We start from the raw sequence: 15524 nt of genomic DNA, 5'->3' as shown, positions 1-15524 counted from the left end.
GGTAACGAAAGTCGGATTGCCGCAGAGTCGTCCGTTCACGTCAGGTCAATCAATCCAGCCCCTTCGCCTTCTTCCACCTGCGCAGACGGCCTCGCGCATTGGCGTAGGGCGAAGACGTGTTGAACTGGATCATCCGGCCCAGCGCGTATTTCTCGTACCATGGCGCACCATAGAGCTCGCCATCGCCCAGGCTTTCCACCAGCGCGACAATCCGTGCCTTGGCTTCGCCAAGACGCTGCAGCAGTTCGGGAAAGGCAAGCGATCGATAGTCGCCATAGAACTTCTGCGCCAGGCGGCCGAGTTCGCTCCACTTGAAGCCGGTTTCCGGAAAGTCGACCGCCGCCCCGGCAGTACGGCCCGCATGCCATTTAAGCACCAGTTCGTTCCAGCCGACGAGGTAGGAGACCAAGTCGCGGACACTCATCAGAGTTCCCTTGGCATGCCCATCGAGGCTGGCTTCATCGGCCAGATGTTCCGGTATGGTCGCCAAATCACGCGCCAGCCTGTCATAGCTGGCATTGATGGCCTCGAGCAGTTCAGCCTTGTTCTGCGGGATTGCCATGGTCCGAGGCAGCGTGCGGGCTTAGGACTTTGAAATCCATCACCCACCCGCGCCTACCTGGATCAGAACGGGATTTCGTCGTCGAGGTCGCGCGAGCCGCCACCGCCCATTCCGCCGCCACCCTGGCCGCCGCTGCGGCCACCACCGCCGCCGCCTGAACCGCCACGTCCGCCGCCATAGCTGTCGGTCGGGCTCGACTGGCCGAAATCGGATCCGCGTCCACCACCGCCGCCGCCATAGCCGCCACCCTGCCCGCCGCCATAGCCGACCTGGCCGCCGCCATAACCTGCGTCACCGCCCTGGCCGCGCGCGTCGAGCATCTGCAGCTCGCCGCGGAATTTCTGCAGCACGATTTCGGTGGTGTAGCGCTCGATGCCGTCCTTCTCCCACTTGCGGGTCTGGAGCTGGCCTTCGATGTAAACCTTCATGCCCTTCTTCAGGTACTGCTCGGCGACCTTGGCGAGGTTGTCGTTGAAGATGACGACCTGGTGCCACTCGGTCTTTTCCTTGCGCTCGCCCGAGTTCTTGTCGCGCCAGCTTTCCGAGGTCGCGATGCGCAGGTTGACGACCGGCTCGCCCGAATTGAGCCGGCGGATTTCAGGGTCCGCCCCCAGATTGCCGACCAGAATGACCTTGTTGACGCTACCTGCCATGACACCGCTCCGCGCTCGTCCGAAACCGAATTCCAAGAAAATATGAGGGCTCACACTAGCCCATTGCACCGTCCGCCCGCGCCCCCTGCAGGCTGAAATCCTTGTGCAGTCCACAAGTCATTTTTGTTCTTATTTTGTTCTAAGGCTTTTGGCGGGTGTTGGCAAGGCCTTTGGGAAAACGGACTCGCTGCCTTCGATGTCGCGATCGCCTGCCCGACGCACACGCCTGGCCAGCCGGCAAGCTTGCGAGTTGCTGGAGCTATCTCGGAGCCAACACCCGGCTGCCGCGTGCCAGATATTCGCAGGCCCAGGCCAGAAGGCAGAAGACAACCAGTGTGGAAAGGGAGCCAAGAACAACGTCGGAAAGGAAATGGCGCCCAAATGCGACGCGCAGCATGCCGGCCGTGACGATGATGAGCCCCATTGGCAGGATCAGCACGCGCCTCACCTGCCTTGAGCACAGGGGCAAGAGACAGGCGAGCCAGGCAATGGCCGCCGCCTCCCCCGAAACGAAAGAACAGTTGTGCTGGCAGGCATCCGACCATTCCGCTGCCGCCACAAAAGGCTGCTCGCCGCCAAACAACGATGTGCTCTGCGGCCGTGCCCGCCCGATGTATTCCTTCAGGAAGGCATTCACCAGCAGGCCCGGCCCCACCGCGAGCGCAGCAAGCGCCACCGCGGATGCGCGAACCCGCTCGTGATGCCATCTGCGGCCGGCAACAAGATCACGCGAGAGAATGGCCGCAACCACCAGGGCAGCGACGATTGGCAAAGCCATGAAAGCGCTCCGCAGCAACTTGTAGCCATTCATGTACGCCGCGGGAAATTCTCCGCAGATACGGGTGGCATCCCCCGTCGCGCAATTGGTCGCGGCAAAGAACAGCGATGACACGGCCTTGTCGATTTGTGGCAAACGGTTGAAGAAAAATGCCAGGGCGACCCACAGGACCACCAGGCCGACGGCGAATGCCGGGTCGCTCCAGACTCCAAAACGACCCAACCTCCGACTGCTAAATGCAGGTGTTGACTGAAAAGCAGTCATTTCGCAGCTGGCGAAAAGCGAATTCTATTCATCGAAATTCCCCCCAAGTCGGAATCGACCCCGACAAAATCGTCGGTGACAGCGAATTGGGAGGGCGACAACAACGAGATGACCAATCACCACGCCGGTCGGATGAACGGTCGAGTTTTATGTTTCAACAACTTTGGCGAAGTGCTATTGAAAGCTATTTTATATATTTGAATTTTCCATGGACACATTACCGATGCTTGAATGCGGACATTGCGACCTGTTGCCCAAAGCAACGCTAGACCGACCGAGGCTCCTGCTGCGCGTCTTGCCCTAGGACGCGGTTGGACATGCCGGGACGGAGACCGTTCGAAGCAATCGATTGCTGCTCATCGGAACCTGCATTGGATTGGGCCTATCTGGCGTCGAAGCGGCTTCTGGCCAACCCGGTCGACGAGGCCATTTCGATGCTGTTTGCGGACATCGGCAAGGCAGCCGATGTCGACCGCGTGTTCATGCTGGAATACGACCTGCACCACCTGCGTTTTCGCAATGCGTATGAATGGTGCCGCTGCGGCGTCCGATCCTTCCTCAAGGAATTGCAGGATACGCCGGTCACCCTGATCGCCTGGCTGCATCAATCCCTGGTCAAGGGTGAGGCTCTGATGATCCATGATGTGGACAACCTGCCGCGCGTCGCCCGTTCGCTTCAGATCGAAATGCTCCGGCAAAACGACAAGAGCGTCTTGTGCGTTCCGGTCTTGCATGACGGCAGCCTGCGCGCGTGCCTCGGATTCGACATGACCAGGCACAAGCGTCGCTGGCGCCTCGAGGAGGCCAACGAACTCTCCAGGTGTGCCGCGCTCATCGCCACGGCCCGCTATGGCTGCCCTGCTCCCGTCGGCCATCCCGTCGCTGATGCTGCCGCCACGCCAGCACCGCTCATCTTTCTGTTGCGCCAAAGCGGTGCGCGCGGCGTTGGCCTGGACGAAATTCTGGGGCTGCGCTCCGCCCAGAACTACACCGAGGTCTGGCTTGTCGATGGATCGGTGGTGCTCGACCAGCGTCCGCTCAAGATCTGGGCCGGCCTGGTGCCGAAGGCGGGATTCATGCGCATCCACCGCACCGCCATCGTCAATCTGCAACACGTCGTCGAACTCGACCGGCCACCCAGCGGCGTCAGATGGGATGTTCGATTGCGGACACTGTCCAAGCCATGGTCGGTTTCACGTGCCTATCAGCAGGAATTGCGCCAAAGGCTCGGCATCTGACGATTGCGAGCGGCTTCGATACGGACGGGTACTTCCCACGGCAGCGCCGCCTCGCTCAACCGCCTGCCCACGTCATGGTCGCTGGCCGACTTTCCGCTGGTGATATGTCAGCGCCGCGCGCAGGCAGAATGCGAGAGCCGCTTCCGGGACGGCCGCCTCGGCCGGCACGATGACGGCCCTGTTGCCTTCGAATTCCAGCTCGCCGCCGAGATGCGAACGGAAGGTCTCCAGAAGTGTGGTATTGCAGTTGAAGAACACCGCGCATTTGTCGGGAAAAGACCTTGGCGCGCCCAGCCTCACGGTCGAGCCGCTGCCGCTGGCCTCGGTCAGATAGGCCGGCTCGCCCCATTTGAGCGTTTCGGTCAGCGGCCCGACGCCTTCGCTTTCCGCCGCGACCTCGAAGATCAGGCTGCGGATATCGAGCAGCCGCGCCCGCACCGCCTCCGGATGGCGCGACAGCGCCTCCATGATTGTCCTCGGCACGGGCGGTGGCGCCATGTTGCTGCTTCAGCTCCGTTCGTCTTGCGATGGCGCGCCGGCAAGCGCCAGCTCCACTGCCGCCTCGGCGTGGAGCCTGACCACGTCATAGCCGGGCATCGGATAGTCCTCCATGGCCACCAGCAACGGCAGCTCCGTGCAGGCGACCACGATTGCGTCGGCTCCGCGCGCCTCCAGCCCATTGGCCAGTTGCAACAGCACCGCCCTGGACTCCGGCTTCACGATGCCGAGCGTCAGCTCATCGATGATGATGCGATGCAAGGCTGTTCGCTCGTCCTCCGGCGGAACCAGCACTTCGATGCCGAATTGCCGTTGCAGCCGCTCGGCCAGGAAGCCCAGCTCCATCGTGTAGCGCGTGCCCAGCAGCCCGACCCGCTGGTGTCCGGCAGCCTGCAGCGACTTGCCGGTCGGATCGGCGATGTGCAGCAGTGGGATCTTGATCGCCTCGGCAACCTTGTCGGCGACGTAGTGCGCCGTCACCGCGGTCATCATGGCGAAAGCCGCACCGCCGGCCTTGAGATGCCGCGCAGCCTTGGTGATCACTTCGGCGACATGCTCCCACTCGCCCTTGGCGGCAAGATCGTTCAGCTCGTCGAAATCGAGCGTGAACATCAGCGAGCGCGCATTGTGGTGCCCGCCCAGCCGGCGATGCGTCGCCTCGTTGATGAGGCGATAATAGAGCGCGCTGGATTCCCAGCTCATGCCCCCGAGCAGGCCGATAAGCTGCGTCTGACGAACAGTCATTGTTCTCCCCGATGGTGCGAACGACGTACTCTATTTCAGTACTGAGGAAACTGGCAACGCGCCGGTAGACGTCAATCGATGTGAGCATGGCGCAGATCGCGCCTGTTCTGCTTCGACTGCTTCAGGAACTGCTTGGCGAAAGGAGGCCCGGTGCGTTCATGCTGCTCTCCCATCGTAAACATGTTATTCTTGGTCAACAGGAGAGGCGCGCCAAGTGAATTGGTGTGACAACAATTGTGACGTGGTCGAATTTGCAGCGTTCGGGCTCGCCGCCTTGTCCTTGCTTGTCTTGTGGCAAACGCTGAAACAGCTGCGTGTCTCTTCCGAGACACAAAGTCGGGCCTACGTTGCCATTAAGGACGGAAGGATAACCAGGTTCTCTCCACCAAAACCAAAGTCTAGTACGCCAGTCCTCGTTTACCTGATTAGGCTTGAGAACGTTGGACAGACGCCGGCTCAGCGCTTGACGGCTGCAACCAACATTTTCGCCGCCGAAGAGCCTGACGTGGAAAATTGGCGAAATATGACCCGCGACTCCGCTGAAGAGTCGCTCGGTCCGACACATCTGCGCGAACTCGAAACCGAAATAACAGCGCGTACTTGGGCGAGATTGCAGGACGAGTTGAAGGGTATGTCCAAAGGCAAGCTGTTCTTCTTTGGCTATGCCGATTATTTTGATGTATTCGGAAAACGTCACTTCACTGAATTCTGCCTTCAACCTCCCACCGGCTGGAATAACGGGCCTTGCGTCCTGCTGATGTCGGACCGCGGCAATAGTGCAGGGCTGATGTCGGATCGCGGCAATAGTGCAGGATAGAATAAGGGGAGGCATTCATCACGCGGCCACCTCTGCCCTTGGCATCCTGAACCGCTGGCAAGCTTCACCTGCCGACAGCCGATCTTAATGGCCCGGCACCAGTTTCGGCACGCTCCCCTGACGGATCAAAGCTAGGAGTATGCCAAATAGCCGCCGAGACGCTTTCGCCACGTCACTAGAAAGATCATCGCCCATGGGATGCTGCAGGGGCAGCCCTTTCCGTCGACGGGGCAGCAAGTCCCCCGACCCAAGAAACAGCCCAAAAAATATGGCCCCGCCGCTCCCAGGAGCGCACGGGGCCTTTTGTCGGGTTATACCCTTGACTGCCGGGAGTGGTTTACCGGCTTTGCTCTCTCGGATTCATAGTGGCTCTCGGCCACAGATCCGACCATGGTCTCAAATTGTAGGGGATCAGTAGGTCACGGTTTGCAGGGCTTTTCCTAACAGAAATGCCGGCACCTCTGCCTGCTGCGGTTCCGTCTCGCTAGCGGAACCTTAAGGGACTGTCCGGTGGAGTCATGCCTAGCTCCTACGTCAGTTGCGCCAATTGTACGCCTGCTGCTCAACTCGCGTGTCTGCGGCGTCTCGCAGACCGACCGTAGCATGGTGAGGAGCCCTCAAGAGAGGCTCGGCTTCAGGCGACGTCAGGAGTTTGCATCCCTGATTCCGCTACGTCAACCACAACGTTGTTAGAGGCGAAAAATGTGATCGAAGCCCGGCTCTCGCCCTGCCGGGCTCCTGCCATAACGTTGTCAGGAGCCCGTTCGGCCTTTGTTCTTTTCTCTTGCCCCTGCCCGCCAAAGGCGCTTAAACGCAGTGCGGGGTGTATTGCGCTGCCTCTCGACCGGGCGGCGAAAATACCTACATGAGGGAATGGTCGGGCAAACCCGCCACTCCGAGCAATTCCAGATTTGAGGCGGCGGCGCGGCAATGGCCGATCACAAGTACATTTCCATTCGCGGTGCGCGCGAGCACAATCTCAAGAACGTCGATCTCGACCTGCCGCGCGACCGGCTGATCGTGATGACCGGCCTGTCCGGCTCGGGCAAGTCGTCGCTCGCCTTCGACACCATCTATGCCGAAGGCCAGCGCCGTTATGTCGAGAGCCTGTCGGCCTATGCCCGCCAGTTCCTCGAGATGATGCAGAAGCCCGACGTCGACCAGATCGACGGCCTGTCGCCGGCGATCTCGATCGAGCAGAAGACGACCTCGCGCAATCCGCGCTCGACGGTCGGCACCGTCACCGAAATCTACGACTACATGCGCCTGCTGTTCGCGCGCGTCGGCGTGCCCTATTCGCCGGCGACCGGCCTGCCGATCGAAAGCCAGACGGTTTCGCAGATGGTCGACCGCGTGCTTGCGGTCGACGAAGGCACGCGCCTGTTCATCCTTGCGCCCATCGTCCGGGGCCGCAAGGGCGAATACAAGAAGGAACTCGCCGAGCTCCAGAAGAAGGGCTTCCAGCGCGTCAAGATCGACGGCGCCTTCTACGAGATCGGCGAAGCACCGGTGCTCGACAAGAAATACAAGCACGACATCGACGTCGTCGTCGACCGCATCGTCGTTCGCCCGGACCTTGCCACCCGGCTGGCCGACTCGATGGAAACCGCGCTCAAGCTGGCCGAAGGCCTGGCCGTCGCCGAATTCGCCGACAAGCCGCTCGACGCCAGCCAGACGGGCGCGGACTCGGTCAACAAGTCTGCCAACGAAACCCACGAGCGCATTCTTTTCTCCGAGAAATTCGCCTGTCCGGTGTCGGGTTTCACCATTCCCGAGATCGAGCCCCGGCTGTTCTCCTTCAACAACCCGTTCGGTGCCTGCCCGGCCTGCGACGGCCTCGGCAACCAGCGCGCCATCGATCCCCTGCTGATCGTGCCGGAAGACCATGTCTCGCTGCGCGAGGGTGCGGTTGCGCCCTGGGCCAAGTCGACCTCGCCCTATTACACCCAGACGCTGGAAGCCCTCGGCAAGGTCTACGGCTTCAAGATCGGCGACCGCTGGCGCGACCTTTCGCCCGAGGCACAGGAAGCCATCCTGCACGGTACCGGCACGAAGGAAATCACCTTCAACTATGACGACGGCCTGCGCTCCTACAAGACGACCAAGACCTTCGAAGGCGTCATCCCCAATCTCCAGCGCCGCTGGAAAGAGACGGAATCCGCCTGGATGCGCGAAGAGATCGAGCGCTTCATGTCGGCGACGCCCTGCCCGACCTGCGCCGGCTATCGCCTCAAGCCGGAATCGCTCGCCGTCAAGATCGCCGGCAAGCACATCGGCGAGGTCACCGAGCAGTCGATCCGCAAGGCCAATGCCTGGTTCGAGGCCCTGCCCGGCGCGCTCAATGACAAGCAGAACGAGATCGCCGTCCGCATCCTCAAGGAGATCCGCGAGCGCCTGCGCTTCCTCAACGACGTTGGCCTCGAATATCTGACCCTGTCGCGCAATTCCGGCACGCTGTCGGGCGGCGAAAGCCAGCGTATTCGGCTGGCCTCGCAGATCGGCTCGGGCCTGACCGGCGTGCTCTACGTGCTCGACGAGCCGTCGATCGGTCTGCACCAGCGCGACAATGCCCGCCTGCTCGACACGCTTCGCCACCTCAGGGACATCGGCAACACCGTTATCGTCGTCGAGCATGACGAGGACGCCATCCTGACCGCCGACTATGTCGTCGACATCGGCCCGGCCGCTGGCATCCATGGCGGCAACATCATCGCCGAGGGCACGCCGCAGCAGGTCATGGCCAACCCCAACTCGATCACCGGCAAATACCTGTCGGGCGAGCTCGAGATCGCCACGCCGGCCCAGCGTCGCGAGCTGAAGAAGAACCGCCGCATCAAGGTCGTGGGCGCGCGCGGCAACAATCTGAAGGACGTCACCGCCGAAATCCCATTGGGCACCTTCACCGCCGTCACCGGCGTGTCGGGCGGCGGCAAGTCGACCTTCCTGATCGAGACTTTGTTCAAGGCGGCCTCGCGCCGCATCATGGGCTCGCGCGAGCACCCGGCCGAGCACGACCGCATCGAGGGCCTCGAATTCCTCGACAAGGTCATCGACATCGACCAGTCGCCCATCGGCCGCACGCCGCGGTCGAACCCGGCCACCTACACCGGTGCGTTCACCCCTATCCGCGACTGGTTCGCAGGCCTGCCGGAAGCCAAGGCCCGCGGCTACCAGCCCGGGCGCTTCTCCTTCAACGTCAAGGGCGGCCGCTGCGAGGCTTGCCAGGGCGACGGCGTCATCAAGATCGAGATGCACTTCCTGCCCGACGTCTACGTCACCTGCGACGTCTGCCACGGCAAGCGCTACAACCGCGAAACACTCGACGTGCTGTTCAAGGGCAAGTCGATCGCCGACGTGCTCGACATGACGGTCGAGGAAGGCGTCGAGTTCTTCGCCGCCGTGCCCGTGGTGCGCGACAAGCTGATGACGCTCAACCAGGTCGGCCTCGGCTACATCCATATCGGCCAGCAGGCCAACACGTTGTCCGGCGGCGAGGCCCAGCGCATCAAGCTCGCCAAGGAACTGTCGCGCAAGGCCACCGGCAAGACGCTCTACATCCTCGACGAGCCGACCACCGGCCTGCATTTCCACGACGTCGCCAAGCTGCTCGAGGTGCTGCACGAACTGGTCGACCAGGGCAACACCGTCGTCGTCATCGAGCACAATCTCGAGGTCATCAAGACCGCCGACTGGGTGCTCGACCTCGGCCCCGAAGGCGGCGACGGCGGCGGCGAACTGGTGGCATCGGGCCGCCCCGAGGACATCGTCGCGGTGCCGCGCAGCTACACCGGCCAGTTCCTCAAGGAACTGCTGGAGCGCCGGCCGGGCGGCAAGCGAGAGGCAGCTGAATAGCTCGGAAGTGAGAGGCGCTGGAGGTAACTTGTCGATCAAGCTGCAAATTGCGCGCAATCAACTCGGAGCGGCGCTGGATTTGTTCATTCGAAATAAGGATCCATTTTCCGTACAGGCATTGGCGTGCGGAGGCAGCGAAATCATCGAGGGATTGGCCTCAGAAGCGCAGATACCTACACTTTCAACGCATATCCTTGCGACATTTCCAAATGTCGACATGCGCAAGATAAAGGCACTACGAAATCAGTATTGGAACGCAATAAAGCATTACTACCGGCTTGATGGTGCAGGCGCTCGCGACGACGATGCGCTGATGGCAGAATTTTCCGACGCCGCAAACGATGCACCTCTGTTTATGGGGTGGCTGGATTATATGTTGCTGACCAAATGCCTGCCTGTAGAGGTGCAAGTTTTCCAAGTGTGGTGGTACGCGACCAACGAAGACAAAATGAGTCCAGAAGCTGACCCAACTCCGTATCGAACAATGTTTCCTCGAATAGGGGATGTGGGCCGCCAAGAGCAAAAGCGCCGGCTTCGGAGAACTGTCGAAAAATATAGACATAATCGCGAGATTCTGGCTGACCCACGCACAGAGCGCGGCTCGCTACTGCGAAGTGCTTGACTACGAGGGAGGAACGAATGACCAAGTCAGGAAAAATCCGTGCCGGCATGGGCGGCTGGACGTTCGAGCCCTGGGAAGGCACCTTCTACCCTGACAAGCTGTCCAAGGCGAAACAGCTTCAGTTCGCCACCGCCCAGGTGCCGACCATCGAGGTCAACGGCACCTACTATTCCAGCTTCAAAGAGCCGACATTCCTCAAATGGGCGAGCGAGGCTCCCGACGGTTTCGTCTATGCGCTCAAGGGCAACCGTTTTGTCACCAACCGCCGCGTGCTTGGCGAGGCCGGCGAGTCGATGATGCGCTTCCTCGGCTCGGGTGTGGCGGCGCTTGGCGACAAGCTCGGGCCGATCCTGTGGCAGTTCGCGCCGACCAAGAAGTTCGATGCCGACGACTTCGAGGCCTTCCTCAAGCTTTTGCCGGAAAAGCAGGATGGCGTGAAACTGCGCCACGCGGTCGAGGTGCGGCACGATTCCTTCGTCGTCCCCGAGTTCGCCGCCCTGGCCAGGAAGCATGATGTCGCCATCGTCTATGCCGACCATGCCAAATATCCGGCGATTGCCGACGTCACTGGCGATTTCGTCTATGCGAGGCTGCAGACCGGCAGTGACGACAACCACGACTGCTACACGCCCAAGGCCCTGGATGAATGGGCCGCGCGTGCCAAGGTCTGGGCCGATGGTGGCATGCCGGCCGATCTGCCGCGCGCCGACCCCTCCATCGACGCACCAGCCAAGACACGCGACGTGTTCGTCTACTTCATCACCGAAGGCAAGGTCCGCGCCCCCTTCGGTGCCATGGCGCTGATGAAGCGGCTGAATGGCGGCTGATGGCGGGCGAACGGATCCTTTGCGCCCTCAGGGCGTGAAAAGGTTTTGCACGCTTCGCGTTCTTCTGAACGGCAATCGCCACGCAAAGGTCTCCTCAGTCGCGATCCTTCGCACCCCCCTCTGGCCTGCCGGCCATCTCCCCCACAAGGAGGGAGATTAGTCTCGTCGCCGGCGGCGCTCGTCCTGCAACGTCGTAAAGGATAAGCCTTGCGATGTTGGCGATTGGCTGCGGCGCCGATGACGGCGTGATCTCCCTCCTTGTGGGGAGATGGCCGGCAGGCCAGAGGGGGGTGCGAAGGATCGCGATGCAGAAGATTTGCTTCGTAAGGCAAGAGCGGCTGTCACCATCTGTCACCATCCCGCGTGGATAGCCGGCCACGTTTGTCCACGCCCCTGTCCACCTCCCGTATCATTCACCTTGCGATCTTCCACGGGACTCCGGTGCGCACCGGGCAGCGGGGGGAAGCGCCGGTGCCGGGCTGGCAGGAGGTCGGATCTCCTGCTGGGTGATGAGCCCCCAAGCCCGGGCCTTGCGGCGGCTGGCGGTGAAAGCCGAGGCGACTGAGCGGGGCAAGCAACCGGGCGGGGCGCGAACGTCGCGCCACATACTAATTATCGGAAGGCACGGCCTCGCGCCCCGCTTCCCGAACTACCTCCCGGCAACGGGAGCGCTCTTTGACAATGGCCAGGCGCGAAAGCGAGCGTGGCGGTGAACAAGCTTGGCACCCGTGCGCCGACGTCGTCATACCGGCCGAGCGCAGCGAGAGCCGGGACGACGCGCGCGACCTGCCTTCTCCCCTTGCGGGAGAAGGTGTCGCCGAAGGCGACGGATGAGGGGTGTTGGAAGAAACGAGAGGTCACAGAAGAAGGCTCTGGTTGCTGAGCAATCTGAAACGTCCCGATCCGTCCAGCACCCCTCATACGCCCTCCCGAGCCTATCGAGGAGCAGGGCACTTTTCCCGCAAAGGAAGAAGGCAAGGCGCGCGCCTCACCTGCTCAACCCAGCCACCACCTCGCGCAGCGCCAGCGGCAGGTCCTCAGCAATCAGCCCCGGCCCGAACCGCCGCGCCGCCTCGGCATGCATCCAGACGGCAGCGCAGGCCGCCTCGAACGCCGGCATGGCTTGCGCCACCAGTGCTGCGACGATGCCGGACAGCACGTCACCCGAACCGGCCGTCGCCAGAAGCGGCGTGCCGTTGCTGTTGATCGCCGCCCGTCCGTCGGGCGCGGCGATCACCGTGTCGGGCCCCTTGTAGACGATGACGGCATTCGCCTTGGCGGCCGCGGCCCGCGCCCGCTCGACCTTGGACAACGACGGGTCGCCGGCGATGTCGGGAAACAGCCGGCCGAACTCGCCATGATGCGGCGTGAGAACCAGCACCGGCGCCTTCGGCCGCCTCGCGGCCTCGAAGAAGGAGACCCGCTGGTGGGAAAGCGAAGTGATGCCGTCGGCATCGAGCACCAGCGCGCCAAAGCGGCCGGAAGCATGGGACATCAGCCCCAGCGCAAAACGTCCGACCTCTGCTTCAGGACCGAGCCCCGGGCCATAGACCAGCGCGGCGGGCGTGCGCGCATCGAGGAAGGCCAGCGCATCTTCGAGCCCATCGCAACGCCTGAGGATGATCGAGGTCAGGTGCGCCGCATTGGCCGCCAGCGCCGATCCTGGCGACAGCACCGTCACCGCGCCCGCCCCTGCCCGTGCCGCCGCCATCGCCGACAGCCGCGCCGCCCCGGTGGCCGCCACACCGCCCGAAAAGACGGCGACATGGCCGCGGCTGTATTTGTGGGCGTCGTTGGCCGGCGAGGGGAAGAGCGGGCGCCACCATGCCGGATCGTTTTCGAGGCATCGCATCCCTGTGGCAACGACAGTCGCATCGGAAATGCCGATGTCGGCGACGATGACTTCGCCGCAATGCGCCCGGCCGGGAAACAGCAGGTGCCCTGGCTTCTTGCGGGCGAAAGTCACTGTCACCGCCGCCTTGAAGGCGCCGCCCAACACCTCGCCCGTTGCGCCGGACACGCCCGACGGCAGGTCGACTGCGACGACTGGCACACCGGCCTCGACAGTCCGCGCGACCGCTGCCAGGACTTCGCCGGCAAGAGGCTTGGAAAGCCCGGCGCCATAAAGCGCGTCGACCACCAGGGAGCCCGGTTCGGGCGCGAATGCCGACAACGGCTCCACCGCGACCGGGCACTCCGCCGCCGCGAGCGCGGCATCGCTGCCGGCACGCGGGACGCCTGTTGCAAAAAGCCTGACAGCGACGCCGCTTTCCACCAGCAGGCGCGCCACGACATAACCGTCGCCGCCATTGTTGCCCGGTCCGCACAGCACATGGACGGGATGTGCCGACGCAAACCGCGACAGGACCAGATCGGCGACAGCACCGCCTGCCCGCCGCATCAGCCCGATGCCGTCGACCGGCCCCGCGCCGATTGTCAGCCTGTCGGCCTCGGCCATTTCGTCGGGAGTCAGCAGTTCAAACGCCATGGCGGCTTCCGCAAAGTTCCAGCACCGGCCTTGAGAGTTAGCACGCCGCCACCCTTGACCGAAACAAAGATGCACCTGGCCACATCAGGTGCAAATTATGAGCACCATGCCGCATTTTTGTGCATAGATTTGTGGCGGAGGACGCTGAAATTTTGGGCGATCTTCGTGCGGCAGGTCCAAACCGGTACCGGAACCAGCGTTCTGCGGTTGCCATCAAGGCAAAGTGGTCAAACTTGTCGCAGCCACTAGACTTGGCACGCTTCGTGCTTGAGATAGGCGCGAGTGGGTGCATCACCCTGACTTACGGCAGTGGAGGCCAGTATTCGCATGAAAAAGATCGAAGCGATCATCAAGCCGTTCAAGCTCGACGAAGTGAAGGAGGCGCTCCAGGAGGCCGGCCTGCAAGGCATCACGGTCACCGAGGCCAAGGGTTTCGGCCGCCAGAAGGGCCACACCGAGCTCTACCGCGGCGCGGAATATGTCGTCGACTTCCTGCCCAAGGTGAAGATCGAGGTCGTGCTCGGCGACGAATCCGTCGAGGCCGCCATCGAGGCGATCCGCAAGGCGGCCCAGACCGGCCGCATCGGCGACGGCAAGATTTTTGTCTCCAACATCGAGGAAGTCGTCCGCATCCGCACCGGCGAGACCGGCGTCGACGCCATCTGACCCTTCGGAATTTCTTCTCGTCCTAACGTCATCAGACAGGGAACCATCACATGACGACAGCCAAAGACATCATGAAGCAGATCAAGGACAACGACGTTAAGTTCGTTGACCTGCGCTTCACCGACCCCAAGGGCAAGCTCCACCACGTCACCATGGACATCGCCGAGGTCGAGGAAGACATGTTCGCCGACGGCGTCATGTTCGACGGCTCCTCCATCGCCGGCTGGAAGGCCATCAACGAATCCGACATGGTGCTGATGCCCGACATGGACACGGTCCACATGGACCCGTTCTTCGCCCAGTCGACCATGGTCATCCTCTGCGACATTCTCGACCCGGTTTCGGGCGAGGCCTACAACCGCGACCCGCGCGGCATTGCCAAGAAGGCCGAGGCTTACCTCAAGGCCGAAGGCATCGGCGACACCGTCTATGTCGGCCCGGAAGCCGAATTCTTCGTCTTCGACGACGTCAAGTACAAGGCCGATCCCTACAACACCGGATTCAAGCTCGATTCGACCGAACTGCCGTCCAACGATGACACCGACTATGAGACCGGCAACCTCGGCCACCGTCCGCGCGTCAAGGGCGGCTATTTCCCGGTCCCGCCAATCGACAGCTGCCAGGACATGCGCTCCGAGATGCTGACGGTGCTGTCCGAGATGGGCGTGCGCGTCGAGAAGCACCACCACGAGGTGGCTGCCGCCCAGCACGAACTCGGCATCAAGTTCGACACGCTGGTCCGCAACGCCGACAAGATGCTGATCTACAAGTATGTCGTGCACCAGGTCGCCAACGCCTACGGCAAGACGGCCACCTTCATGCCGAAGCCGATCTTCGGCGACAACGGCTCGGGCATGCACGTCCACCTGTCGATCTGGAAGGGCGGCAAGCCGACCTTCGCCGGCAACGAATATGCCGGCCTGTCGGAAAACTGCCTCTATTTCATCGGCGGCGTCATCAAGCACGCCAAGGCGATCAACGCCTTCACCAACCCGCTGACCAACTCCTACAAGCGTCTGGTCCCCGGCTATGAGGCCCCGGTCCTGCTCGCCTACTCCGCGCGCAACCGCTCGGCTTCCTGCCGCATCCCGTTCGGCAACTCGCCGAAGTCCAAGCGCGTCGAGGTCCGCTTCCCCGATCCGGGCGCGAACCCCTACCTCTGCTTCGCCGCGCTGCTGATGGCCGGCCTCGACGGCATCAAGAACAAGATCCACCCCGGCCAGCCGATGGACAAGGATCTCTACGACCTGCCGGCGAAGGAACTCAAGAAGATCCCGACCGTCTGCGGCAGCCTGCGCGAAGCGCTCCAGAGCCTCGACAAGGACCGCGGCTTCCTCAAGGCCGGCGGCGTCTTCGACGACGACCAGATCGACAGCTTCATCGAGCTGAAGATGGCCGAGGTCATGCGCTTCGAAATGACCCCGCACCCGGTCGAGTACGACATGTACTACTCGGTCTAAGACCCGAAAAACAAAGAAAAAAGCCCCGGAGCGATCCGGGGCTTTTTTTGTTTGG

Annotated in this window: 13 protein-coding genes; 7 read left to right on the top strand and 6 right to left on the bottom strand. The window is 62.4% G+C overall.

Features of this window, described 5'->3' with window-relative positions:
* Nucleotides 1-49 precede the first annotated feature (49 nt).
* From CO731_RS17150 to CO731_RS17140, 3 genes are all read right to left on the bottom strand, one after another.
* Nucleotides 50-562, bottom strand: coding sequence for a ClbS/DfsB family four-helix bundle protein (locus CO731_RS17150; protein WP_108608061.1), 513 nt, complete (start codon nucleotides 560-562; stop codon nucleotides 50-52).
* A 62-nt stretch (nucleotides 563-624) separates the two neighbouring features.
* Nucleotides 625-1215 (bottom strand): single-stranded DNA-binding protein, encoded by a 591-nt coding sequence (gene ssb / locus CO731_RS17145; protein WP_108608060.1) that lies wholly within the window; start codon nucleotides 1213-1215, stop codon nucleotides 625-627.
* A 259-nt stretch (nucleotides 1216-1474) separates the two neighbouring features.
* The gene (locus tag CO731_RS17140) at nucleotides 1475-2257 is read right to left on the bottom strand and encodes a phosphatase PAP2 family protein (RefSeq protein ID WP_108608059.1); all 783 of its coding nucleotides are present in this window, start codon (nucleotides 2255-2257) and stop codon (nucleotides 1475-1477) included.
* A gap of 371 nt (nucleotides 2258-2628) precedes the next feature.
* On the opposite strand from CO731_RS17140, the gene CO731_RS17135 reads away from it, so the two are divergent.
* Nucleotides 2629-3495, top strand: coding sequence for a LytTR family transcriptional regulator DNA-binding domain-containing protein (locus CO731_RS17135; protein ID WP_199914482.1), 867 nt, complete (start codon nucleotides 2629-2631; stop codon nucleotides 3493-3495).
* A gap of 72 nt (nucleotides 3496-3567) precedes the next feature.
* On the opposite strand, the gene CO731_RS17130 is transcribed toward CO731_RS17135, so the two are convergent.
* Both CO731_RS17130 and CO731_RS17125 read right to left on the bottom strand, forming a co-directional pair.
* Nucleotides 3568-3993, bottom strand: a complete 426-nt coding sequence (locus tag CO731_RS17130) for a DUF1801 domain-containing protein (protein WP_199914481.1) — start codon at nucleotides 3991-3993, stop codon at nucleotides 3568-3570.
* A gap of 9 nt (nucleotides 3994-4002) precedes the next feature.
* The gene (locus CO731_RS17125) at nucleotides 4003-4737 is read right to left on the bottom strand and encodes an amino acid racemase (protein WP_108608058.1); all 735 of its coding nucleotides are present in this window, start codon (nucleotides 4735-4737) and stop codon (nucleotides 4003-4005) included.
* Between the two features lie 241 nt (nucleotides 4738-4978).
* On the opposite strand from CO731_RS17125, the gene CO731_RS17120 reads away from it, so the two are divergent.
* The 4 genes from CO731_RS17120 (at nucleotide 4979) to CO731_RS17110 (ending at nucleotide 10855) form a co-directional block, all read left to right on the top strand.
* On the top strand, nucleotides 4979-5554 hold the full coding sequence (locus CO731_RS17120; protein WP_108608057.1) for a hypothetical protein: 576 nt from the start codon (nucleotides 4979-4981) through the stop codon (nucleotides 5552-5554).
* Between the two features lie 930 nt (nucleotides 5555-6484).
* On the top strand, nucleotides 6485-9406 hold the full coding sequence (gene uvrA, locus CO731_RS17115; RefSeq protein ID WP_108608056.1) for an excinuclease ABC subunit UvrA: 2922 nt from the start codon (nucleotides 6485-6487) through the stop codon (nucleotides 9404-9406).
* 28 nt (nucleotides 9407-9434) lie between these two features.
* The gene (locus CO731_RS28765; RefSeq protein WP_159091651.1) at nucleotides 9435-10028 is read left to right on the top strand and encodes a hypothetical protein; all 594 of its coding nucleotides are present in this window, start codon (nucleotides 9435-9437) and stop codon (nucleotides 10026-10028) included.
* Nucleotides 10029-10045: 17 nt separating this feature from the next.
* Complete coding sequence (locus tag CO731_RS17110; protein ID WP_108608055.1) at nucleotides 10046-10855, top strand: DUF72 domain-containing protein; 810 nt, start codon at nucleotides 10046-10048, stop codon at nucleotides 10853-10855.
* Nucleotides 10856-11843: 988 nt separating this feature from the next.
* Here the strand turns inward: CO731_RS17110 and CO731_RS17100 are convergent.
* Nucleotides 11844-13343 carry an NAD(P)H-hydrate dehydratase gene (locus CO731_RS17100; protein WP_108608053.1) on the bottom strand — a complete coding sequence of 500 codons (1500 nt, stop codon included), beginning with the start codon at nucleotides 13341-13343 and terminating at the stop codon, nucleotides 11844-11846.
* 327 nt (nucleotides 13344-13670) lie between these two features.
* Here CO731_RS17100 and CO731_RS17095 point away from each other — a divergent pair, with 327 nt between their 5' ends.
* Both CO731_RS17095 and glnA read left to right on the top strand, forming a co-directional pair.
* Nucleotides 13671-14009: a P-II family nitrogen regulator gene (locus tag CO731_RS17095; RefSeq protein WP_055976860.1), complete on the top strand. Its 339-nt coding sequence runs from the start codon at nucleotides 13671-13673 to the stop codon at nucleotides 14007-14009.
* A gap of 50 nt (nucleotides 14010-14059) precedes the next feature.
* Nucleotides 14060-15469, top strand: a complete 1410-nt coding sequence (gene glnA / locus CO731_RS17090) for a type I glutamate--ammonia ligase (protein ID WP_108608052.1) — start codon at nucleotides 14060-14062, stop codon at nucleotides 15467-15469.
* The last annotated feature ends 55 nt before the right edge of the window (nucleotides 15470-15524 follow it).

Origin of the sequence: Aminobacter sp. MSH1 (genome assembly GCF_003071665.1) — a bacterium.
Taxonomy (GTDB): Bacteria; Pseudomonadota; Alphaproteobacteria; order Rhizobiales; family Rhizobiaceae; genus Aminobacter; species Aminobacter niigataensis.
The sequence above is the reverse complement of the archived record's forward strand: the minus strand, read 5'-3'. Positions and strand labels throughout refer to the sequence as shown.